This window comes from Mesorhizobium sp. M2A.F.Ca.ET.039.01.1.1, assembly GCF_003998035.1.
Taxonomy (GTDB): domain Bacteria; phylum Pseudomonadota; class Alphaproteobacteria; order Rhizobiales; family Rhizobiaceae; genus Mesorhizobium.
In genome coordinates, this window is sequence record NZ_RZRY01000038.1 from 1 (window position 1) to 21906 (window position 21906).

Annotated in this window: 18 protein-coding genes and 1 pseudogene; 16 read left to right on the plus strand and 3 right to left on the minus strand. The window is 65.7% G+C overall.

The genetic code is table 11. The annotated features are described in order from the left end of the window. The 15 genes from EOA24_RS05750 to EOA24_RS05820 all read left to right on the plus strand — a co-directional run. Positions 1-756 (plus strand): Gfo/Idh/MocA family oxidoreductase (locus EOA24_RS05750; RefSeq protein ID WP_133374465.1); only part of this gene is annotated, 756 nt, incomplete at its 5' end. Between the two features lie 101 nt (positions 757-857). Then, the gene (locus EOA24_RS05755; RefSeq protein WP_126080135.1) at positions 858-2513 is read left to right on the plus strand and encodes an FAD-binding dehydrogenase; all 1656 of its coding nucleotides are present in this window, start codon (positions 858-860) and stop codon (positions 2511-2513) included. Positions 2514-2605: 92 nt separating this feature from the next. After that, positions 2606-3580 carry a 2-dehydropantoate 2-reductase N-terminal domain-containing protein gene (locus EOA24_RS05760; protein WP_126080136.1) on the plus strand — a complete coding sequence of 325 codons (975 nt, stop codon included), beginning with the start codon at positions 2606-2608 and terminating at the stop codon, positions 3578-3580. A 93-nt stretch (positions 3581-3673) separates the two neighbouring features. Then, entirely contained in the window at positions 3674-3994 is a 321-nt protein-coding gene (locus tag EOA24_RS05765) for a hypothetical protein (protein ID WP_245467300.1), read from the plus strand. A gap of 31 nt (positions 3995-4025) precedes the next feature. Next, complete coding sequence (locus EOA24_RS05770; protein WP_126080137.1) at positions 4026-4913, plus strand: RNA polymerase sigma factor; 888 nt, start codon at positions 4026-4028, stop codon at positions 4911-4913. Between the two features lie 234 nt (positions 4914-5147). Further along, the gene (locus EOA24_RS05775) at positions 5148-9218 is read left to right on the plus strand and encodes a Pls/PosA family non-ribosomal peptide synthetase (protein WP_245501761.1); all 4071 of its coding nucleotides are present in this window, start codon (positions 5148-5150) and stop codon (positions 9216-9218) included. Then, positions 9215-9694 (plus strand): GNAT family N-acetyltransferase, encoded by a 480-nt coding sequence (locus tag EOA24_RS05780; protein WP_245467304.1) that lies wholly within the window; start codon positions 9215-9217, stop codon positions 9692-9694. Before EOA24_RS05775 ends, EOA24_RS05780 begins: the two co-directional genes overlap by 4 nt. 17 nt (positions 9695-9711) lie before the next feature. Continuing rightward, positions 9712-10350 (plus strand): 4'-phosphopantetheinyl transferase superfamily protein, encoded by a 639-nt coding sequence (locus EOA24_RS05785; protein WP_126080208.1) that lies wholly within the window; start codon positions 9712-9714, stop codon positions 10348-10350. A gap of 200 nt (positions 10351-10550) precedes the next feature. Beyond that, positions 10551-10862 carry a helix-turn-helix transcriptional regulator gene (locus tag EOA24_RS05790; RefSeq protein ID WP_126080207.1) on the plus strand — a complete coding sequence of 104 codons (312 nt, stop codon included), beginning with the start codon at positions 10551-10553 and terminating at the stop codon, positions 10860-10862. Further along, a complete protein-coding gene (hyfB, locus tag EOA24_RS05795; protein ID WP_127409663.1) occupies positions 10859-12874 on the plus strand; it encodes a hydrogenase 4 subunit B in 2016 nt (671 codons plus the stop codon). Before EOA24_RS05790 ends, hyfB begins: the two co-directional genes overlap by 4 nt. After that, positions 12865-13821, plus strand: a complete 957-nt coding sequence (locus tag EOA24_RS05800) for an NADH-quinone oxidoreductase subunit H (protein ID WP_126080205.1) — start codon at positions 12865-12867, stop codon at positions 13819-13821. The genes hyfB and EOA24_RS05800 overlap by 10 nt, the downstream gene beginning before the upstream one ends. Continuing rightward, entirely contained in the window at positions 13821-14483 is a 663-nt protein-coding gene (locus EOA24_RS05805; protein WP_095819077.1) for a hydrogenase-4 component E, read from the plus strand. Before EOA24_RS05800 ends, EOA24_RS05805 begins: the two co-directional genes overlap by 1 nt. After that, positions 14480-15931 carry a hydrogenase 4 subunit F gene (locus EOA24_RS05810; RefSeq protein WP_126080204.1) on the plus strand — a complete coding sequence of 484 codons (1452 nt, stop codon included), beginning with the start codon at positions 14480-14482 and terminating at the stop codon, positions 15929-15931. The genes EOA24_RS05805 and EOA24_RS05810 overlap by 4 nt, the downstream gene beginning before the upstream one ends. A 19-nt stretch (positions 15932-15950) precedes the next feature. Further along, positions 15951-17462 (plus strand): NADH-quinone oxidoreductase subunit C, encoded by a 1512-nt coding sequence (locus EOA24_RS05815; RefSeq protein ID WP_126083624.1) that lies wholly within the window; start codon positions 15951-15953, stop codon positions 17460-17462. A gap of 4 nt (positions 17463-17466) precedes the next feature. Then, on the plus strand, positions 17467-18015 hold the full coding sequence (locus tag EOA24_RS05820; protein WP_126080203.1) for an NADH-quinone oxidoreductase subunit B family protein: 549 nt from the start codon (positions 17467-17469) through the stop codon (positions 18013-18015). A 29-nt stretch (positions 18016-18044) separates the two neighbouring features. On the opposite strand, the pseudogene EOA24_RS05825 reads toward EOA24_RS05820, so the two are convergent. The 3 genes and pseudogenes from EOA24_RS05825 to EOA24_RS05835 form a co-directional block, all read right to left on the minus strand. Continuing rightward, a pseudogene (locus EOA24_RS05825) lies at positions 18045-18934 on the minus strand (hypothetical protein). Positions 18935-18944: 10 nt separating this feature from the next. Beyond that, positions 18945-19928 (minus strand): SPFH domain-containing protein, encoded by a 984-nt coding sequence (locus EOA24_RS05830; RefSeq protein ID WP_126080202.1) that lies wholly within the window; start codon positions 19926-19928, stop codon positions 18945-18947. A 13-nt stretch (positions 19929-19941) separates the two neighbouring features. Then, on the minus strand, positions 19942-20673 hold the full coding sequence (locus tag EOA24_RS05835) for an NUDIX domain-containing protein (RefSeq protein ID WP_126080201.1): 732 nt from the start codon (positions 20671-20673) through the stop codon (positions 19942-19944). 235 nt (positions 20674-20908) lie between these two features. Between EOA24_RS05835 and EOA24_RS05840 the strand changes: the two genes are divergently transcribed. After that, positions 20909-21906, plus strand: a 998-nt coding sequence (locus EOA24_RS05840) for an MFS transporter (RefSeq protein ID WP_133374466.1), incomplete at its 3' end; no start/stop codon positions are given.

Below are 21906 nucleotides of genomic sequence, written 5' to 3' on the forward strand. Positions count from 1 at the left end.
GTTGAATGGACGGCGAAGGCGATCGAGGCCGGAAAGCATGTGCTGGTGGAAAAACCGCTGGCGCTCGACGCCAAGGACATCCCGCCGCTGATCAAGCTGCGCGACCAAAAGAAGGTGCTGGTCTGCGAGGCGTTCATGGTCACCTATCACCCGCAATGGATCAAGGTGCGCGATCTGATCGCCAGCGGCGCCATCGGCCGGCTGCGGCACGTGCAGGGCGCCTTCTCCTACTACAATGTCGATCCCAACAACATGCGCAACAAGCTAGACCTCGGCGGCGGCGCGCTGCCCGATATCGGCGTCTATCCGACGGTGTCGACGCGGTTCTCGACTGGCAAGGAGCCGATCCGCGTGCAGGCGACGATCGAGCGCGACAAGACCTTCGGCACCGACATCTATTCCTCGATCCGCGCCGATTTCGGCGACTTCGAATTGTCCTTCTATCTCTCGACGCAGATGGCGGCGCGCCAGGTGATGGTGTTCCACGGCGAGAAAGGCTTCATCGAGGTCTTCGGCCCGTTCAATGCCGGGCTCTACGAGCACCACCGCATCGAGCTGCACAACCAGAACCATACCGAGGCGCAGGTGTTCCGCTTCCCCGGCACGCAGCAATACCGGCTGGAATGCGAGGCCTTCGTGCGCGCCGCACAGGGCGGCAAGGACCGCGTCTTCACGCTGGAGGAATCGGTGCTCAACCAGAAGGTCATCGACGCCATCTTCCGCGCCGGCGACAAGGACGGCTGGGAGCCGGTCTGACGATTTTTGCTTTTACGCAATTCCAAACGGAAAACCGCGTCACACTTCTCCTGAATTGCGTAGGTTTCGAATAAGTTTGCCGGCTCATTCTGGGAGGAAAAATGGCTGACGCGGACGTGATCATTGTCGGCGCGGGGCTGGCGGGCCTCGTCGCCGCTGCCGAACTGGCGGAGGCCGGCAAGAAAATCATCATCGTCGACCAGGAGCCGGAACAGTCGCTGGGCGGCCAGGCCTTCTGGTCCTTCGGCGGACTGTTCCTGGTCGATTCGCCGGAGCAGCGGCGCATGCGCATCCGCGATTCGCACGACCTCGCGCTCGAGGACTGGATGGGCACGGCCGCTTTCGACCGCCCGGAGGATTTCTGGCCGCGCAAATGGGCCGAGGCCTATGTCGGCTTCGCCGCCGGCGAGAAGCGCTCCTGGCTGATCGAGCGCGGCTTGAAATTCTTCCCCGTCGTCGGCTGGGCCGAGCGCGGCGGCGGCAATGCCGTCGGCCACGGCAATTCGGTGCCGCGCTTCCATGTCACATGGGGCACCGGACCCGGCGTGCTCGAACCTTTCGTGCTGCGCGTGCGCGAGGCGCAGAAGCGCGGGCTGGTCGAATTCAGGTTCCGTCATCGGGTCAACGAGATCATCCGCACCCGCGATACCGTCACCGGCGTGCGCGGCGACGTGCTGGAGGCGAGCAGCGTCGAGCGCGGGCATAAGAGCTCGCGCGCCGTGTCCGGCGCGTTCGAGCTCAGCGCGCAAGCAGTGATCGTCGCTTCCGGCGGCATCGGCGGCAATCACGAGCTGGTGCGCAGGAATTGGCCCGAGCGCCTGGGCGCGCCGCCCAAGCGCATGATTACCGGGGTGCCCGACCATGTCGACGGGCGCATGCTTGCGATCACCGAGGCCGCGGGCGGCAGGATCATCAACCGCGACCGCATGTGGCACTATGTCGAGGGCATCAAGAACTGGGCGCCGATCTGGACCGAGCATGCGATCCGCGTCCTGCCCGGTCCCTCCTCGATCTGGCTCGACGCGCGCGGCAAGAGGCTGCCGGTGCCGCTCTATCCGGGCTTCGATACGCTCGCCACGCTTAGCCATATCATGGGCACCGGCTTCGACTATTCCTGGTTCATCCTGACCAGGAAAATCATCCAGAAGGAGTTCGCTCTGTCGGGCTCCGAGCAGAATCCGGACCTCACCGGGAAGAGCTGGCGGCAAGTGCTGGGCCGCGCGACATCGGGCATTCCCGGCCCGGTGAAAGCCTTCATGGAAAAAGGCGAAGACTTCATCGTCGAGGCCGACCTTTCAAAGCTGGTGGCGCGCATGAACGCGCTGGCCGGCGGCGAGCCGCTGCTGGACGTCGCCCAGGTCGAGCGCGAGATCCGCGCCCGCGACAGGCAGCTCGACAACCCGTTCTCCAAGGATGCGCAGATCACGGCGCTGCGCGGCGCGCGCACCTATCTCGGCGACAGGCTGATCCGCACGGCCAGGCCGCACAAGATGCTCGATCCGGCGAACGGCCCGCTGATAGCGGTGCGCCTCAACATCCTCACCCGCAAGACGCTGGGCGGGCTTGAGACCGATCTCGACAGCCGCGTGCTCGATGCCGCCGGACAGCCGGTTCCGGGGCTCTACGCGGTCGGCGAGGTAGCCGGCTTCGGCGGCGGCGGCCTGCATGGCTATGCGGCGCTGGAGGGCACCTTCCTCGGCGGCTGCATCTTTTCGGGGCGCAGCGCCGGACGGGCGGCGGCGGCCACGATTGCGTGAACGGAGGGGGCAGGTGATCGCCGGGTTAGCGACAACGCTGTAGGCTTTTTCAGTCAACAGTTGTCGACCGAACTCCAATCAGCGGGAAGAGCATGCGCATCATCGTCTATGGCATCGGCGCGATAGGAGGCGCCATCGCGGCCCAGCTGAGTTTTTTCGGCCACACGGTCCTCGGCATCGCCCGCGGCAGGCAGCTTGATGCCATCCGCGCTTCGGGACTGTCGCTTTCCACTCCGCAAGGCACCAGGACCGCGCGCTTTCCTGTCTATGCCGACCCGGCGGAGATTTCCTTCGAGCCGGACGATGTCGTGCTGCTGACGATGAAAACGCCAGACACGCTCGGCGCGCTGCAACGGCTCAACGCCGCCGGCCTGGCGACGCAACCCGTATTCTGCTTCCAGAACGGCGTCGCCAACGAGGCGCTGGCCTTGCGTTTCTTTGCCAATGTCTATGGCGCAACGGTGATGCTGCCGGCCGATTACGACACGCCCGGCGAGGTCGGGACCTATTTCGCGCCCAAGATCGGCGCCTTCGACATCGGCCGCTATCCTTCCGGAACCGACGACGCGGTCGAGAAACTGTGCGGGGTCCTGAGCACGTCCGGCTTCATCGTCGAGGCCAGGGACAATGTGATGGACAGCAAATACCGCAAGCTGCTGGCCAATCTTCGCAACATCATCGACGCGGCGCTTGGCGACACCGAGCTTCAGCGGAAATGGTATGCCAGGGCGCTCGCCGAGGCGGAGGCGGTGCTGACCGCCGCCGGAATAGCGTGGGACAAGACCGACGCCATGGCCCGCCAGGAACTGACCATAACCGCCATTCCCGGCCGAACGCGCGTCGGGTCGTCGACGCTGCAGAGCATCGTGCGCGGGACGGGCTCCCTCGAAACCGACTTCCTCAACGGCGAGATCGTGCTGCTCGGGCGGCTGCACGGCATGGCGACGCCCGTCAACGCAGCCTTGTGCAGACTGTCGATCGCGCTGGCCAGCGGCCGGATGCGGCCGCAATCGGCCGGCGACGACACGATCGCCTCCATGATCGGCGCGGCCGACGGAACCGGCTGATCGCCGGAGGCAATCAAAAAACAGAGCCGCCCGAGAATCCTTTCGGGCCCATGGAACGTCTTCCTCATGCAGACCCGCAAACAGGAGACTCCCATGACCTACAATCTGATCCGCTATGGCGTGAAGGACGCCAACATCGCCGAGAACCGGGCGCTGGTGGAAAAAGTGTTCGAGGCGCTGGACGAAACGCAGCCGCGATCGGTGCGCTATCTGGTGCTTGAGTTGGATAACGGCGAGTTCGTCCACCTTGTCGGCTATGACAAGGACAGCTCGGCGCTGACCGAGCTCGACGCGTTCAAGGCGTTCAGCGCCGATCATGCCGGCCGGCGTTCGACGCCGCTTGTGAGGTCGCCGGCGAAGATCGTCGGCGATTATCGTATGCTGGCCAGGGCCAATGAAGCCGTGCCCGCCTGACCTTGGCATTGGCGAGGCGAGAAAGAGGACGATGAGCTTGGCAGGGTTCGGCCGCGCGGAACTTGAAGCCATGCTCGTCGGCCTGCGCCCGAAACTGCACCGCTATGTCGCGCGCATGGCGGGCTCCGCCGTCGAGGGCGAGGACATCGTGCAGGAGGCAGTGGTGAAGGCGCTCGCCGCCCATGATGGCGGCGCTCTCGTCGAACGCCCCGAGCAGTGGCTGTTCCGCATCGCTCATAACGCGGCGCAGGATCATCTGCGCCGCCGCCAGCGGGAGCGCTCCCGCGTCACCGAGGCCGACATGACAACGATCGAGGATCTCTCGGCCAACGCCGAGGTGAGGCTCGCGGCGGCGGCAAGCCTGCGCAGCTTCATGCAGCTTACGCTGGCGCAGCGCAGCGCCGTGATCCTCGTCGACGTGCTTGGCCTCACCTTGCATGAGACCTGCGAGGTGACGGGCGCGACGCTTGCCGCCACCAAGGCGGCTCTGCATCGCGGCCGGGCGGAGCTGAAGGCGCTGGCTTCGGCGCCGGCCGATCTCGCGATGCCGAAACTCGAACCGGAAGAAGAGCGCCGGCTGCGCCGCTATATCGAGCTGTTCAACGCGCGCGATTTCGACGGGGTCAGGGCGCTGATCGCCCAGGACGTCCAGGTCGACGTCGTCAACCGCACCCGCCTCACCGGCAAGAAGGAAGCCTCGACCTATTTCGGCAATTACGAGCGCCTCGGCGACTGGACACTGTCGCTCGGCTTTGTCGATGGCCTGCCGGCGATCCTCATCCGCAACCCGCAGGCGGACGATGCCGTGCGCGGCTTCGTGCTGGTCCATTGGCGCGGCGAAGAGGTTGTGCGCATCCGCGATTTTCGCCATGCAGCCTACTGCCTCGAGAATGCAGACATCCATCCCGTCGGCGTTTGATCGTCGCGTGAGGCACTGCTCCATCAAATCATCGTGAAGCCGCGCGATCGTCACGGATCGGCCATCAGCGCAGCAGCATAGGCCTGCTCGAAGTCGGCCAGTCCCCGGTCCCATACGCGCCACGGCACGATCATTTCACCGTCCGCGAAGAAGGCGCCTGGCCAGCCGTCGTTAGTTTTTTATCATTTCACCACTCACGTAATGCGGGCGGACAGGAGCCCGCGAGGTTCTCTGATGTCTCTTACCGAAGCCACCAAGCCCGCCAAGCAGGATTCCCGCAAGGCCAAAGCAGCCACCGCGGCGCCGCCGCGCGAGCAGATCCTGATCGGCCCTGATTTCATCCAGAAAGGCGATCCGCATGAGCGGCTCGACCGGTTATTCGCCGATCTGGCGAGCCGCTTCGATGCCGCACCGGCGGTCATCTCCGGCGGTCGGCGCTGGTCGTATCGCGAGCTGAACAGCCGCGCCAACCAGTTTGCCCATCTGTTGATCGAGCGCGGTGTCAAGCCAGGCGACAGGATTGGCCTTTTGCTCGACCGCTCCGCCGAAACCTACATCGCGGTGCTTGCAGTGATGAAGGCCGGGGCGGCATTCGTGCCCTTGGCCACCGCGTTTCCCGAAGACCGTATGGTGATGATCATCGAGGACGCCAACGTCACGATGGTGATCAGCGTTTCCGGTTATGCCGCGCGCGTGGCGCGCCTGCCCGTTCCGCATATCTCGATCGATTCGGCGGAGTCCGAAATCGCGCTCCAGCCGGAAACGGCGCCCTTGCCGGAAGGCGCCCAGGATCAGACCTGCTACATCCTCTATACGTCGGGCACCACGGGCAAGCCCAAGGGCGTGGTCATCACCCATCAGAGTTTTTGCAACTTCATCCGCGTCGCGGCGGCGTCCTATGGCTACCAGCCGGGCGACCGCGTCTATCAAGGCATGACCATTGCCTTCGATTTCTCCTCGGAGGAGATCTGGGTGCCGTTCGCCGCGGGCGCGACCGTTGTGCCGGCGCCCGGCCAGCAGCCGTTGGTGGGCGAGGAGCTGGCCAGTTTCCTGCGCGAGCACACCATCACCTGCATGGCCTGCAGCCCGACGCTGCTGTCGTCGATCGAGAGCGATGCGCCAAGCCTGCGCGCGATCCTTGTCGGCGGCGAGGCCTGCTCTCACAAGCTCGTGGTGCGGTGGGCGAAGCCCGGCCGCCAGATCCTGAACACCTACGGCCCGACGGAGGCGACCGTCACAGCCACCATGGCCTTGCTGACGCCGGATGAACCGGTGACGATCGGCAGGCCGCTGCCGACCTATTCGATCGCCATCCTCGATCCGAAAAAGCCACAGGTTCTGAGCGGCGACGCGTTGGGCGAGATCTGCATCGGCGGCATGGGCGTCGCGGTCGGCTATCTCAACCGGCCGGAACTCAACGATGAGAAATTCATCCATGATTTCATCGGTCTGCCGAACAACCCAGGCGGCCGCATCTATCGGACGGGAGATCTTGGCCGGATCAACGACAAGGGCGAGATCGAATACCACGGACGCATCGACACGCAGGTCAAGATCCGCGGCTATCGCATCGAGCTGGGCGAGATCGAGGCCGTGCTTTTGGATCAGCCCGGCATCGCGCAGGCGGCGGTCACGACCTGGGAGATCGAGCCCGAGCGCACCGAGCTGGTCGGCTACTATGCCCCCAAAAGCGGCGGCGACGGTGGGGACCGCACCGCTCTCGTGCAGGAGCTGAAGCGACGGCTGCCCGATTACATGGTTCCGGCCTATCTCGAGCAGTTGCCCACGATCCCGATGACCGTTTCCAACAAGGTCGACCTAAGGAAATTGCCAAAGCCGACGAGCGCGCGTGTCGCCGCCGGCCATGCGATGATCGACCCGCGCAACGAGGACGAGAAGTTCCTCGTGGAGACGCTGGCGGACGTGCTGAAATTCGAGGTCATCTCCATCGAAGACCACTTCTTCGACGACCTAGGCGCGAACTCGCTGTTGATGGCGCGGTTCTGCGCGCGCATCCGCTCGCGCAAGGCCTGGTCGACGACGTCGATGCGCGACATCTACCTGCACCCCACGGTGGCGAAGCTTGCCGAACATCTGCGGGAACCCCAGGCGGCCGCGGTTGCCGCGCGCGAGCCGATGCTGACGCACAGGGCCTCCAATCTTGCCATCTGGGCAACGGGGTTCGGCCAGCTGCTGTTCTACGCGGTCTACAGCTATGTGGCGTTGTGGACGATCAATGACGGTCTCAACTGGGTCTATGACGCCCTGGACGACCCGGTGTCTCTCTATCTGCGTTGCGTTCTTCTGTCCGCCAGCGTGTTCTTTGGATTGAGCGGTTTCGCCGTCGCAGCCAAATGGCTGCTGGTCGGCCGTTGGAAGGCCGAGACCTTTCCGATCTGGGGCTGGCGTTACTATCGATTCTGGATCGTCAAGACTCTGGTCCGCAGCGCTCCGGTCGTGCTGTTCCGCGGCAGTCCGCTCTATAGCCTCTATCTGCGCCTGCTCGGCGCGCGGCTCGGCAATCGCACCGTCGTCGAGTGCAGGGCCGTTCCGGTCTGCACCGATCTGATCGCCATCGGCAACAACTCGATCCTGCGCAAGGACTCGACGATCCTCGGATTCCGCGCGCAGGCGGGCTATATTCATACCGGGCCGGTCGATATCGGCAACAACGCCTTTGTCGGCGTCGGATCGACGCTCGACATCGACACGCGCATGGGCGACGGCACCCAGCTCGGCCACGCTTCGTCGCTGCATCGCAGACAGACCATTCCGGCCGGAGAGCACTGGCACGGCTCGCCTGCGATCCCGACCGAGGCGGACTACTGCAATGTGCCCAACGTCCCGTTGTCGCGGGTGCGCCGCGTCATCTACGAGGCGATCCAGCTCTTCATCCTTTTTGCCATCGTCACACCGTTCCCGCTTCTGTTCCACAGCTACTGGGAAAATGTCGGCGACGACTATGATGAGACCATCGGCGTCGTGGCGATCGGCACCACGGTCACGGTGGCGGGCTTCATCATCGGCGGGGTGCTGCTGGCGGCCATCGTGCCGCGGCTGTTCAACCTCGTGCTCAAGCCCGGCCGGAACTATTCGCTCTACGGCTTCCACTACTGGCTGCAAACGATGCTGGAGCTGGTCAGCAATGTGCGGCTCCTGAACGTGCTGTTCGGCGACAGTTCCGCCGTCGTCTATTATCTGCGCGCCATCGGCTGGAAGCTGAACAAGGTGGATCAGACCGGATCGAATTTCGGCACCAACCAGCGGCATGAAAACCCGCAGTTGAGCGAGATCGGCTCGCACACCATGGTGTCGGACGGTCTGTTCATGGTGAACATGCAGAAGTCGGCCAACTCCTTCCGGCTCGAGCACACGCGGGTCGGCGAACGCAACTTCTTCGGTAACAACATCATCTATTCACCGGATTCCCGCGTCGGCGACAATTGCCTGCTCGGGACCAAGGTCCACGTGCCGGTGGACGGCCCCGTGCGCGAGAATGTCGGGCTCCTGGGCTCGCCACCCTTCGAAATTCCGCGCATGGTCAATCGCGACAAGGAGCTTCTCGGATTGATCTCCGACAAGGAGCGCAGTCGCCGCCTGCCGCTGAAGAACCTGCACAATCTGGTCACTGCGCTGATGTTCGTGGCCGCGCAGTGGCTGATCCTGTTCCTGACGCTCGCAATCTGGGACCGCGCGCTGAACTACTATACCGAGTGGGGGCAGACGGCACTGTTCGTGGCGGTGATGCTGACCACGGCGATCGGCATCCCGTTCTATATCTTCCTCGAGCGCGCCAGCCTCGGCTTCCGCCGCCTGAAGCCCAGGATGGCGACGATCTACGACCCGGTTTTCTGGCGGCACGAACGTCACTGGAAGCTGTCCGATTCACCGATCATGGGCCTGTTCACCGGCACCCCGTTCCGGCCGCCGATCCTGCGCATGCTGGGCGTGAAGGTGGGGCTGCGCCTCTATGACGGCGGCTGCATCATCACCGAGCGGTCGCTGGTGGAGATCGGCGACGACGTGACGCTCAACGAAGGCTGCGTGATCCAGCCGCACTCGCTGGAGGAAGGCGCGTTCAAGTCCGACTACATCCGCATCGGCAATGGCTGCACGCTGGCGCCGTCCGCTTTCGTTCATTACGCGGTGACGATGGGCGAGGGATCGGTGGCCGACGTCGACTGCTTCGTCATGAAGGGCGAGGTGCTGGAGCCGAACACGGTCTGGCGCGGCAACCCGGCGAAGCTCTATGGCGTGGTGACGCCGATCGACGCCCGCGCGATGGAAGTCGGGCATGCCCCGTGACGCGCCGCGCCGGCATCAGCGACCGGCTGGTTACCCTGGAGCCTGTCGGCAAGGGCAACCGGGCGGCGATACTGGCGCTCGAACTGTTGCCGGAGCAGCAGGAGTACGTCGCCTCCAACGCCGAATCGCTGGCGGAGGCCAAGCAGGATGACGAGGCGATCGCTCGCGCCGTCGTCTTCGCCGGGCGCGTGGTCGGATTCCTCATGTACAGCGCGCCCGAGGACGATGACGAAGCGATCATCTATCGCTTCATGATCGACCGCCGCGAGCAAGGCAGGGGCCTCGGCCGCGCCGCTGTCGGCAAGGCGCTGGAAGAGATCGCGAAGCTCGGCCACATCCGCCGCGTTGCGATCTGCTATGAACCGGAGAACGAGGCGGCGCGCCGGCTTTACGCCGGCTTCGGTTTCGTCGAGCAAGGACTGGACGAAGACGACGAGATGATCGCCACGCTCGAACTGGGGCGGATAGAGCGTTGAAAACCCGGCCGCAAGGCATGTCGGCAAGCATCCGACACACCGTCGAGCAGGCATTGGCCGGCCTCGCGCCGCCCGGCCTGAGCGCCGGTTGCCGTCATATCCTCGCCGGCGACGAACAATATATCCTGCCCGCGGAAAGCGCTTCCATGGCGACGCGCGAACCCGGCGCGCGCGCCGCCACCGGGGCAGGCCGCCACATCGCGCATGAATTGCTGCGGCGTCTGGGATGCGTGAACCCCGCGATATTGCGCGGCCGATCGGGAAGCCCGATCTGGCCGGCCGGCATTGTCGGCTCGATCGCGCATGACGACACGATGGCCGTAGCAGTCGTCGCGCGATCCGGCGCGCTGCGAAGCGTCGGCGTCGACATCGAACCCGCCTTGCCATTGCCCGACGACCTCAGGGCCATGGTTGCCGCCCCGAAGGATCGCCTGGGTGATCTCGATCCGAAGCTGGGCGGCCGTATCCTGTTCGCGGTCAAGGAAGCGGCCTACAAGGCGTCGTTCCCGCTCGACGGTCGCGTGTTGGGTTTCGAGGACATCGCCATCGATTTCGAAAAGGGCGAGGCGGTCACTTCGCCGGGCCGTCGCCTGGCCGTCCGTTTTGCCACCTCCCCATGCATCCTGGCGCTGGCTTACGCAGCCGTGGAGCGCTGAGAAGCCCTTCCGTATCCCGGCACTCTGACGCCGGCTGCATAGATGGGTGCCGTATCTGGCCAGGGGCTGCCGCGCCTTCGGCCCACACTGTCACGCCATCAACATAGATGTTCTAAACATCAATCCTTGACGATAGAACATTTTAATGTAGGCTATAGCACCGAGACCTAATATCTCAAACCTGAACGAGTGAGTCCTCGGTGATAACCGCACCGCAATTGCGCGCCGCAAGATCGCTGCTCGGCATCGATCAGCGCCGGCTTGCCGAATTGTCCGGCCTATCGGTGCCGACGATCCAGCGCATGGAAGCCAGCGGCTCGATCATCCGGGGCAATGTCGATTCGCTGATGAAGCTGATCGCGGCGCTCGAGATCTCCGGCATCGAACTGATCGGGGAAGGCGCGGCGAGCCCAGGCGGCGGGCGCGGGGTGCGGCTGAAGAGCGGTTTCGATCCCGCCAAGGCGCCCGAACCCGATGGCGGCCAGGTCGAATCGGGCGGGAGCCAGCCGTGAATTCGACCGTCGCCCTTCTGCTGTGCGGTCCTGCCGCGTTTTTGGCAACGGCCATAATGGCCGCGGCCGCCAGCCGGCTCGCCGCCGCGACGCGCCTGGTCTATGGCGCGACACTTGTCATTTCAGCCGTGCTGCTCGCGACTGCTGCCGGCCATCTTGCCGGCAACCCCGGCGAGGCCTCCGCCACCTTGCCGCTCGGCCTGCCCTGGACCGGCGCCCGGTTCCGCCTCGACGGCCTGTCGGCGTTCTTTCTCGTCGTCGTCAATTTGGGCGGCACGATCACCAGTCTCTACGGCCTCGGCTACGGCCGGCATGAATCCCAGCCGCATCGGGTGCTGCCATTCTATCCCGCCTTCCTTGCCGGCATGAACCTCGTGGTGCTGGCAAACGACGCCTTCAGCTTCCTGTTGTCCTGGGAATTCATGTCGCTCGCCTCCTGGGCGCTGGTCATGGCGCATCACCGCGACGAGGCCAACCGGCGGGCCGGCTACATCTACCTGGTGATGGCAAGCTTCGGCACGATGGCGCTGCTGCTTGCCTTCGGCCTGTTGGCCGGGCCGGCGGGAACCTATGCGTTCGACGCGATGCGGACGGCGCATCCCGGCCCGTTCGTCGCCGGCGCGGTGCTGGTTCTCATGCTGCTTGGCGCCGGCTCCAAGGCCGGCCTCGTGCCGCTGCATGCCTGGCTGCCGCTTGCCCATCCGGCGGCACCCAGCCACGTCTCGGCGCTGATGAGCGGCATCATGACGAAGGTCGCCATCTATGGCTTCGTCCGCGTGGTGTTCGACCTGCTTGGCGAGCCGGCATGGTGGTCCGGCGTCGCGGTGCTTCTCATCGGCGGCGTGACGGCGGTGCTGGGCATCCTGCACGCGCTGATGGAAAAGGACCTGAAGCGGCTGCTCGCCTACTCCACCATCGAGAATATCGGCGTCATCTTCGCCAGCCTCGGCCTTGCGCTGGCCTTCAAGGCAAACGGCATGCCGTCGGCGGCCGCGCTGGCCTTCACCGCGGCGCTCTTCCACGTGCTGAACCATTCCTTCTTCAAGAGTCTGCTGTTCTTCGGCGCCGGCGCCGTGCTGACAGCAACCGGCGAACGCGACATGGAGAAGCTGGGCGGCCTCATCCATCGCCTGCCGGTGACCAGCTTTGTCTTCCTCATCGGCTGCGTCTCGATCTCGGCGCTGCCGCCCTTCAACGGCTTTGCCTCCGAATGGCTGGTCTTCCAGGCCATATTGCGCAGCCCCGAGCTGCCGCAATGGGGGCTGAAGGTCATCGTGCCCGCGGTCGGCGGCATGCTGGCGCTGTCGGCCGCACTTGCCGCGGCCTGCTTCGTCAAGGCATTCGGCATCACCTTCCTTGGCCGGGCGCGGTCGGCGGCGGTGGAACGCGCGCACGAAGTCGATCGGTGGTCGCTGGCGGCGATGGCCGTGCTTGCCGCCTTCTGCCTGCTCGCCGGCATCCTGCCAGGCTTCGTCATCGACAGCCTGTCGACGGTGACGCTTCCGCTCGTCGGCGAGCGCATGCCGGTTCAGATGGCGCAGCCCTGGCTGTCGATCGTGCCGATCGCCGAGAGCCGCAGCTCCTATAACGGCCTGCTGGTCTTTGTCTTCATCACCATCTCGGCGTCGCTCGCGGCGTTCTTCATCCACCGCTTCGCCTCGCATGCGCTGCGCCGGGGCATTGCGTGGGGATGCGGCTTCCCGGATGCGGTGCCGGCCGCGCAATACACGGCCGTCAGCTTCGCGCAGCCCATTCGCCGCGTCTTCGACGGCTTCGCGTTCCGCTCGCGCGAGACGGTGGACATGCCGGCGCCGGGCGCGCTGGAGCCGGCGCGACTCAAGGTGGAGATGCACGATGTGGCCTGGGAGATCTTCTACCAGCCGATCACCGGCGCGATCGATTTCGCCACAGAGCGGCTGAACCACCTGCAGTTCCTGACCATCCGCCGCTATTTGACGCTGGTCTTCCTCTACCTCGTCATCCTGCTTCTGGTGCTCGCGCTATGGCCATGATCTCGCAGCTGGCCGTGCAGGGCGCGCAGATGCTGGTCGTGCTTTTGCTGGCGCCGCTGCTGATCGGCTTCGTGCGCAAGGTGAAGGCAAGGCTGGTCAGGCGGCAGGGGTCTTCGCTGATCCAGCCCTATCGCGATCTCGTCAGGCTGATGCGCAAGGAGGTCGTGCTGGCGGACAATGCGTCCTGGCTGTTCCGGGTGACGCCCTATCTGATCTTCGCGGCCACCTGGGTCGCGGCCGCGCTCGTCCCGACATTCGCCACCGGCCTCGAATTCAGCTGGACCGCCGACCTCATCGTCATCGTGGCGCTGCTCGGCAGCGCGCGCTTCTTCCAGGCGCTGGCCGGGATGGATGTCGGCACCAGCTTCGGCGGCCTCGGCGCCAGCCGCGAGGTGATGATCGCGTCGCTGGCCGAACCGGCGATGCTGCTCACCGTCTTCAGCCTGGCGCTGCTGGCCGGCGCCACGCAGCTCTCGACGGTCGCCGCCTTCATGGGCTCTCCGCAAGTCGGGCTGCGGGTGTCGCTCGGCATGTCGCTGATCGCGCTCGTGATGGTGGCGATCGCCGAGAATGCGCGCATACCGGTCGACAATCCGGCCACGCATCTGGAGCTCACCATGGTGCATGAGGCGATGATCCTGGAATATTCCGGCCGCCATCTGGCGATGATCGAGCTCGCCACCTTCCTCAAGCTGCTGCTCTATATGTCGCTGATCGCCTGCGTCTTCCTGCCCTGGGGGCTGGACAGCGGCGGGACCGGGCCGAAATCGCTGGCCATCGGCGCGGCCGCCTATCTCTGCAAGCTCACGGTGCTCGCCATCCTGCTTGCCGTGTTCGAGACGGCGGTCGCCAAGATGCGCGTCTTCCGCGTGCCGGACTTCCTGGGCGCGGCGCTGATGCTGGCGCTGCTCGGCACGCTGTTGCTGTTCGTCTCGCGGAGCCTGTGATGAACGGTCTCACCTTCGACATCGCCCATCTGCTCGCCGGCAGCCTGGTGCTGATCTCCTTCATGATGCTCTACCAGGACCGGCTGTTCGCGCTGATCAATGTCTTTGCGCTGCATGCCGTAGTGCTGGCGCTTTCGGTAGCCTGGCAGGCTTACATCCAGGACGCGCATCATCTCTACATCACGGCGGCAATCGCGTTGGTCTTCAAGGCGATCGTCATTCCCGTCGGGCTGCATCGCATCATCCAGCGGCTCGGCATCCACCGCGACATCGAGACCGCGGTCGGCATCGGCCCGACCATGCTCGCCGGCATCGGGCTAGTGACGCTCTCCATGGTGCTGATGCTGCGGGTGACGCCCGAGGCCGATCCGCTCGCCCGCGAGGATCTCGCCTTCGCGCTGTCGATCATCCTGCTCGGCCTGCTGGTTATGGTCACAAGGCGCAACGCCGTCAGCCAGGTCGTCGGCTTCATGTCGCTGGAGAACGGCCTGGTGCTGGCCGCCACCGGCGCCAAGGGCATGCCGCTGGTGGTCGAGATCAGCGTCGCCTTCTCAATCCTGATCGCCTTCATCGTCATCGGCGTCTTCCTGTTCCGCATCCGGGAACGGTTCGATTCGGTCGATATCGGCGCGCTCGACGACTACCGGGGAGAACGCCGGTGAGCGGGTTTTCCTTCGACGCCGTGGCCGCGATCCTTTTTATCCCGGCGGGTGCCGCGGCCATCCTGGCGGCAATGCCGAACTACCGCATGACGGCGACCGTCAATGTCATCGCCAGCCTGCTCACCTTGCTCGCGGCGCTGTCGCTGTTCGTCACGGAACGGCCAGCGCCGGGACAATACCTCCTGGTCGACGACCTCAACATCGTCTTCATCGTGCTCAACACATTCGTCGGCTTCACCACCAGCGTGTTCAGCGCGTCCTACATCGCGCATGAGCTGGAAACCGGCCGGCTGACCGCGCCGAACCTGCGCTTCTACCACGCGATGTACCAGATCATGATGTTCGGCATGAACTTGGCCTTCGTGTCGAACAATATCGGCCTGATGTGGGTCGCGGTGGAGCTCGCCACGCTGACCACCGTGCTGATGGTCGGCATCTACCGCACGCATGAGGCGCTGGAAGCGGCGTGGAAATATTTCATCCTCGGCAGCGTCGGCATCGCGCTCGCGCTGTTCGGAACGATCCTCGTCTACATGGCTGCGCAGCCGGTCGTCGGCGAAGGCACCAACGCCATGGTCTGGTCGGTGCTGATCGAAAAGGCGGCGCGTTTCGATCCAGCGCTGCTCAGCGTCGCCTTCATCTTCCTGCTGCTCGGTTACGGCACCAAGGTCGGCCTTGCCCCCTTGCATGCCTGGCTGCCCGACGCCCATGCCGAGGGCCCGACGCCGATCTCGGCGGTGCTGTCGGGCCTGCTGCTCAATGTCGCGCTCTATGCCGTGCTGCGCTTCAAGCTGTTGCTCGCGGCGAGCCCGCAGGCGATCGGGCCCGGGCCGCTGATGGTCACGATGGGACTGACCTCGCTGATCTTCGCGGCCTTCATGCTCTACCGCCGCCGCGACATCAAACGCCTGTTCGCCTATTCCTCGATCGAGCATATGGGCATCATCGTCTTTGCCTTCGGCATGGGCGGCCCGCTCGCCAATTTCGCCGGCCTGCTGCACATGGTCATGCACAGCCTGACCAAATCGGCGATCTTCTTCGCCGTCGGCCATATCGCGCAGGTCAAGGGCACGCAGAAGATCTCCGAGATCAGGGGGCTGACCGAAAGCCATCCCGGACTTGGCTGGGCGCTGGTCATCGGCGTCGTGGCCATTGCCGGCCTGCCGCCGCTCGGCATCTTCATGAGCGAATTCCTAGTCGTCAGCTCGACTTTCGCCAGGCATCCGTGGCTGGCGGTCCCGCTGGTGTTCGGGCTGCTCATCGCCTTCGGCGCGCTGCTGCTGCGGCTGACCGGCGTCGCCTTCGGCGAGCCGCGCGGCGGCATGGCGCCTGTCGAGGCGTCCTATGTGCCGATGTATTCGCACCTCGCCTTGGTGTTTGCCGCCGGCATCTATCTGCCGGCGCCGCTGGTGGCGTGGTTCCAGCATGTCGCCGGCATCCTGGGGTAGGCGCATGGTGAGGAAAAACATGCCCGCGCTCGCCGATCTCATCGAGGCCGACCGCCAGGTCGAACATCACGCGCCCTGGCGGCGCGGCGTCGTCGCTCCGAAGGCCTGGAACCTCGCCGTCGAGCAGCTCGTCGCCGGACGCTGGAGCCTGCTCGGCCTGTGGGGGGAGCCTGACAAGGTGCACATGGCGCTTCTCGACGAGGCGCAGACCATCGGCGTGATCAGCCTGGATTGCCGTGGCGGCCGTTACCCGTCGGTCGGCCAGCTCCATCCACCGGCGCTCCGGCTGGAACGCGCCGCAGCGGATCTTTTCGGGCTGGCGCCGCAAGGCCTGCCCGATACCCGCCGCTGGCTCGACCATGGACAGTGGGGCATCAGCCACCCGCTGGCGGCGCGGCCCGGCGGGCCGGCGGCCGCGTCGTCCTACCGGTTCCTGGCGGCCGAGGGCGAGAGCCTCCATCAGATTCCTGTCGGGCCGGTGCATGCCGGCATCATCGAGCCGGGGCATTTCCGCTTCACGGCAGGCGGCGAAACCGTGGTGCGGCTGGAGGAGCGGCTGGGCTATGTGCACAAGGGCATCGAAGCGTTGATGCAGGGCGCATCGATCGATCGTGCCGCGAAACTCGCGGGCCGGACTTCAGGGGACAGCACTGTCGCCTATTCGCTCGCCTTCGCCCGCGCGGTGGAGGCGGCGCTCGGCATCACGCCGCCGGGGCGCGCGATCTGGCTGCGGGCGCTGATGGCCGAATTGGAGCGCCTGGCCAACCACCTCGGCGACATCGGCGCCATCTGCAACGACGCCGCCTTCGCGATCATGCACGCGCATTGCGGCGTGTTGCGCGAACGCGTGTTGCGCGCCGCCGATGCGGCCTTCGGCCACCGCCTGATGCGCGACCGCATCCTGCCCGGCGGCACGGCAAGCGATCTGGACGAGGCGGGGACGGACGCCATCCGATCGCTGATCGCCGAGATCAGGCGGCGCTTCCCGCATCTGGTCGAGCTCTACGACAACACCGCCTCGCTGCAGGACCGGACGGTGGCGACCGGCCGGCTCAAGGGCGAGCTTGCCCGGCAATATGCCGCCGGCGGCTATGTCGGCCGCGCCTCGGGCCGCGATTTCGATGCGCGCCGCAGCCCGGGTTACGCGCCTTATGACGAGCTCGCCTTCGATGTGCCGGTGCTGCAGGAAGGCGACGTCAACGCGCGCGTCTGGATCCGCGTGCGGGAGGTCGAGCAGAGCCTGTCGCTGGTCGAGCAGATTCTCGGGCGGCTGCCCGCCGGCCCGATCAGCGTCGATATCGCTGCACCGGAAGAGCCGCGCGAGGGCATGGCGCTGGTCGAGGGTTTTCGCGGCGACATCCTGGTCTGGCTGCGCATTGGCGAGGACGGCCTGATCGAGCGCTGCCACCTGCGCGACCCGTCATGGTTCCAGTGGCCGCTCTTGGAGGCGGCGATCGAAGGCAACATCGTCGCCGATTTCCCGCTCTGCAACAAATCGTTCAACTGCTCCTATTCCGGCCACGACCTGTAGAACCATGCGAAAACTGCTCTTCGAAAGCCTGATCCGCCCGCCCCTGACGGAACGCGCGCCGCAAGTCAGCAATGCTGCCGTCGACGAGCTGGCGCGCGCGCTTGACGGCATGGCGCGCCGGAAACTCGGCCGGAGCCTGGCGATCCGCGCGGTCGATGCCGGCTCCTGCAATGGCTGCGAGCTCGAAATGCACGCGCTCAACAATGCCTTCTACGACATCGAGCGCTTCGGCTTCCGCTTCGTCGCCTCGCCGCGCCATGCCGACGTGCTGATGGTCACCGGGCCGGTCACCAAGAACATGCGCGAGGCGCTGAAGCGGACCTTTGAGGCGACGCCCAACCCGAAATGGGTGGTTGCATTAGGCGACTGCGCCAAGGACGGCGGCTGCTTCGCCGGCGGCTACGCCGTTGTCGGCGGCGTGTCGGACGTGGTGCCGGTCGACCTGCACATTCCCGGATGTCCGCCGCCGCCGATCGACATCCTCAAGGGATTGATCGCCCTGCTCGACGGCGCGAACGGGAAGGCTGGAAAGACCGGCGCCGTCCAGGGCTGACTATTGCAGGTTTTGCGGCCAACTCGGTCCTACCGGTCGATCACCAGCCGCAACACCCTTGACGCTGGCGACAGCCGCACCTGCCGGCCCCAGTCGAAGGCGATGAAATCCTGCTCGATGCCGTCGGCGAAGATCACGCCGCCCTCGTTCATGCGCGAGATGATGAAGAGCGGTTTCTCGGTGATCTTTCCCGCCCGCAATTTCGTGGCGGTGGCGATGCTCGGGAAGGGCTCGCGAACCCAGAAGCCGACCGCATGTTCCTCGCGGCCGAGCGACAGCTCCAGATGCGTCGCTTCCATGATCGAGCGCGCCCAGCCGGTCGCGCCGGTGCCGGAGGCGACGATGAGGCCGCTGGAGGAATGGTCCTCCGCCTCGCCTTCCGCCTCGATAGCGGGCCGACTGATGGCTGCGATGGCCGACGAATATCTCGTTGAGCGCAAGCAGCGTCTCACCCGCTTCGAGCTCGGCCTGGACCATGGTGCGCGATTCCATCTGGAGATCGCCGGCGTTGCTGGCGGCAAGCAGTTTTGTCAGCCTGCCGACGCCGATGCGCACCAGGACGCCGTCATAGAGATCCGGCGCCGGATTGACGCCGAGGACCGGCTGGCCGTTGAGATATTTGGCGACGTTGGCGACCAGCCCGTCCTGCCCGACGGCGACAATGACGTCGTCGGGCGAACAGGAAGCGGTTGAGGTCGGCGCGGCTCACCAGGGTCTGGCGCCAGTCGGCCGGCACCGAGGCGCGCGCCGTGCCGAGCACCGCGTGGAAGCGATCGTGCCGGGCCTCGACGTCTTCCAGCCGCTGGCCGCGCGTCTCGAGGAAGAAGCGCGCCTGGCCGCGCGTCGCGTGATGCGCGATCAACAGCTCGTAGTCGGTCTCGCGCGTCACGAAGACCGCGCGGGGACGGTTCGCGGCCATGGCTCGCTCCTCACCGGCCTTCGATCACCGCCGGGGCCTTGCGGAATTCGCCGAGCACGGTGGCGAGCAGGTCGGGCGTGACGTTGACATGCTCGATCTTGTCCAGCTTGCCGGCGAGCTGCTGGGCGGCAAGGCCGAGCAGGATCGCGGGCGGCAGGTCGCGGTAGATGGCGATATGCTGCCATTCGGCTTCCGCCTTGGCGCCCTCGATGGCGCGGATCCGCTCGGCCTCGGCGCCAGCTTCGATCTGCTGCGCCTCGGCCGCGCCGGTGGCGCGGTTGCGGGCGTTCTCGGCCTCTTCGGCGATGAGCAGCTTCTCGCGCCGCGCCAGCTCGGTCTTGTTCGCCAGCTCGTTCTCGGCGATGGCGCGCTCCTTCTCCACGGCAAGCGCCCGGCGCTGGAAGGTCGCCTCGTCGGCCTTCTGCTGCAGCGCCTCGAAGGTCGGCGTCTGCAGCGCCCGCTCGAGCTCGCTTGTCGGTGTCAAATTGGTGAGCCTGACCGCGACGGCGGCGACACCGATGTCGGTCAGCGCGGGATCGGCGGCGACCAGCGCCTGCAGCCGCTCGCGCAAGGGCGCCGGGCCGCCGTCGAGCAGCGCGCGCACCGGCGCCTGGCCGAGATATTGCTGCACCGCCTGGTTGGCGATGCCGGCGATGCGGGCCTGGATCTTCTCGATCGGTTCGCCGCGCAGCTTGCCGGTCCTGAGATCGATGCTGAAATCGACGCGTTCGGCGAGCCGCGCCGGATCGACCACATGCCAGCCGATCGTGCCCTGCACGGCGACGGTCTGGAAATCCTGGCTGCGGCCCTTGACGAAGAGCGTCATCTCGCGGTCGTCCATCGGCAGCTCGGCGATGCTGGCGGTCTCGGGCACGAACCAGAAGACCAGGCCGCGGCCGCTCTGCATTTCTCGGCCGTTGCGGTAGCGGATGACGTGGCTGCTTGCCTCGCTGCGAAGCTGGGCAATGAAGCCGAAACTGCGAATGGTGGCCATGATGGTCTCTCCCTCAATCAGCCATGAGACGTTGGAAACGATAGAGCTCGGCCGGGCGGAAAGCAGCGCCCGATTCATAGGCGCCGGTTGCCGCCAGCCAGCCCTTGTCGAGTTGGCGCCGGCGGAAGGCCGGCTTGTTGAGCGACGTGCCCAGGATCGCCTCATGCACGTCCTGCAGCTGCCGCAACGTGAAGAATTCGGGCAGCAGCGCGAAGGCGACATCGGAATAGTCGAGCTTGCCGCGCAGCCTGAGCATCGCCATCGCCAGGATATCGGCATGATCGAAAGCGAGCGTCAGTTTTTCGCCTTCCGGCGCGAGCACATCGACCGGCCCACCAGCCTCGCCGGCCCAGGGCACCTGGATCGTAGCTGGCAGCAGCGTCGGCTTCGCGCCGAGCGCCGCATCGAAGGCCTGCTCGGTGAGCAGCGCCAGATAGGCGACGCTGATGATGCGCATGCGCGGATCGCGCTCCACCGCGCCGAATGTGTAGAGCTGCTCGAGATGCGCCTCGCCCATGCCGGCCTTTTCGCGCAGCACGCGCGCGACGGCCGCGTCGAGGGATTCGTCGATGCCGACAAAGCCGCCCGGCAGCGCCCAGCGCCCCGCATGCGGAAGCTGGTCGCGCTTGACCAGCAGCACGGCCGGCCGGCCGGCGCGGATACCGAGCAGCACAAGGTCGACCGCCACCGACGGCCGCTGGAAGGCGCTTGGGTCGTAGTCCTTGAGGAAATCGGTCTCGTTCATCGAGCGCTCCACTAATATGCAAGACACATATATCTGTTATGAATATATGTCAACGATGAGTTGTGAGGTCAATGACGGAGCGCCGTCTTGGCACTGGTGATGAGGCTTTCATGCAGGGCGACAGATGGCTTCCCGAGCGGGCCGAATAGTGCATTATCCGTGATATCGATCGCGCCAGACATTCATTGCTTTCTACCGTAGTCGAGCCGCCAAGTGTCTCAGCAGGAGCAGTGCCGTGCCCAGCCGCTGGACCATCCTTGCCGTTCTGTTCGTCGCCCGCGCCGCGATAGCGGTGCAATTCCAGAGCATCGCGGCCATTGCGCCGGAACTGGGCAAGGCGCTCGACGCAAACCTCGCCGACATCGGCGTGCTCATCGGTCTGTACTTCGCCCCGGGCGTTGCGCTGGCGCTTCCCGGCGGCGCGATCGGCAGGCGCTTCGGCGACAAGGCAAGCGTGCTCGCCGGCCTGGCGATGATGCTGGCCGGCGAGATGCTGCTTTTCACCTCAACCTCATGGAGCGTGCAGATCGCGGCACGGTTGATCTCCGGGGTCGGAGGCGTGCTGCTGAACGTGCTGATGACCAAGATGGTCGTCGACTGGTTCACGGGCCGGCGGATCGCCACGGCGATGGCGATCTTCATCAACTCTTGGCCGCTGGGCATCGCCCTCACGCTCGCCGGGCTGCCGCTGATACGGGCGGAATTCGGCATAGCGGGGACGCAGATTGCCGTGATGGCGCTCATCGTCGCGGCGCTTGCGCTGGTGGGATTCCTGTACCAGCCACCCGGACCCGCCGCCGCTCCGGCTTCAGCGGAAGGCTCGCGGCTCGCGAAGCCTGCTGTCTGGGCCGTGCTGCTGGCGGGTTTGATCTGGGCCTTCTACAATGTCGGCTTCGCCATGATCTTCAGTTTCGCGCCGTCGATGCTGGTCGAGCGCGGCTGGTCGACCGCCGCCGCCGGTTCGGCCGTCAGCATCGTGCTGTGGCTCGCGGCTCTTTCGGTTCCGCTCGGAGGCTACCTCGCGGACCAGAGCAGGAGCCGCAACGCCATGCTGGCGACAAGCTGTCTCGCTTTCGCGGCCTTGGTCCTCTTGCTATGGCGCTGTTCAGCGGTGCTGCCCACCATGGTTGTGCTCGGCCTGGTCTGCGGGCTGCCGGCCGGAGCGATCATGAGCCTGCCGGCGCGGGTGCTGGCGCCGGCGACACGGGCGCTGGGAATGGGGCTCTTCTACAC

Coding starts and splice junctions, on each gene's coding strand:
- EOA24_RS05755 (WP_126080135.1), top strand. CDS start 858: ATGGCTGACGCGGACGTGATCATTGTCGGCGCGGGGCTGGCGGGCCTC.
- EOA24_RS05760 (WP_126080136.1), top strand. CDS start 2,606: ATGCGCATCATCGTCTATGGCATCGGCGCGATAGGAGGCGCCATCGCG.
- EOA24_RS05765 (WP_245467300.1), top strand. CDS start 3,674: ATGACCTACAATCTGATCCGCTATGGCGTGAAGGACGCCAACATCGCC.
- EOA24_RS05770 (WP_126080137.1), top strand. CDS start 4,026: ATGAGCTTGGCAGGGTTCGGCCGCGCGGAACTTGAAGCCATGCTCGTC.
- EOA24_RS05775 (WP_245501761.1), top strand. CDS start 5,148: ATGTCTCTTACCGAAGCCACCAAGCCCGCCAAGCAGGATTCCCGCAAG.
- EOA24_RS05785 (WP_126080208.1), top strand. CDS start 9,712: ATGTCGGCAAGCATCCGACACACCGTCGAGCAGGCATTGGCCGGCCTC.
- EOA24_RS05800 (WP_126080205.1), top strand. CDS start 12,865: ATGGCCATGATCTCGCAGCTGGCCGTGCAGGGCGCGCAGATGCTGGTC.
- EOA24_RS05805 (WP_095819077.1), top strand. CDS start 13,821: ATGAACGGTCTCACCTTCGACATCGCCCATCTGCTCGCCGGCAGCCTG.
- EOA24_RS05815 (WP_126083624.1), top strand. CDS start 15,951: ATGCCCGCGCTCGCCGATCTCATCGAGGCCGACCGCCAGGTCGAACAT.
- EOA24_RS05820 (WP_126080203.1), top strand. CDS start 17,467: ATGCGAAAACTGCTCTTCGAAAGCCTGATCCGCCCGCCCCTGACGGAA.
- EOA24_RS05830 (WP_126080202.1), bottom strand. CDS start 19,928: ATGGCCACCATTCGCAGTTTCGGCTTCATTGCCCAGCTTCGCAGCGAG.
- EOA24_RS05835 (WP_126080201.1), bottom strand. CDS start 20,673: ATGAACGAGACCGATTTCCTCAAGGACTACGACCCAAGCGCCTTCCAG.